Consider the following 469-nt stretch of genomic DNA (forward strand, 5'->3'; position numbering starts at 1 on the left):
TTATATGCTCATGGAGAAACTTGAAACGGGAAAACAGGCCGTACCTTTGGCGCATGCCGTGGTGCGGCTGCTTAGAGAGTCCCAATTGCCAGTCAGGACTATTACCACGGACAACGGAAGTGAGTTTGCAGCGCATGATATTATAGCAAGGGAACTGGGTACAACTGTTTATTTTGCGCATCCATACTCCTCATGGGAAAAGGGGGCAATTGAAAACATGAATGGACTCATCAGGCAATATATACCTAAGAAAACCAATTTCAAAGGTATATCCAAGGGAATGATAAAACATATAATAGAGAAATTAAACAACAGACCAAGAAAAAAGAATCAATTTCAAAATATTACTGTCCGCTAAACATAGAAATCCTCATTCCAACTCATTGAGACACAATAGTTCGGATGACAGCATGTTAGTGACAAGCCCCCTTATTCATTTTCTGTTACCTCGGGTGGCGATTCAGCCGCT

Annotated in this window: 1 pseudogene; it reads left to right on the forward strand. The window is 41.6% G+C overall.

Going from position 1 to position 469, the window contains the following annotated elements:
* Position 1: 1 nt before the first annotated feature.
* A pseudogene (locus E0E16_RS14085) lies at positions 2-358 on the forward strand (IS30 family transposase); the annotation flags it as partial.
* Positions 359-469 lie beyond the last annotated feature (111 nt).

The sequence above is a fragment of the Prevotella rectalis genome, from assembly GCF_900607215.1.
In the GTDB taxonomy this organism is placed as follows: domain Bacteria; phylum Bacteroidota; class Bacteroidia; order Bacteroidales; family Bacteroidaceae; genus Prevotella; species Prevotella brunnea.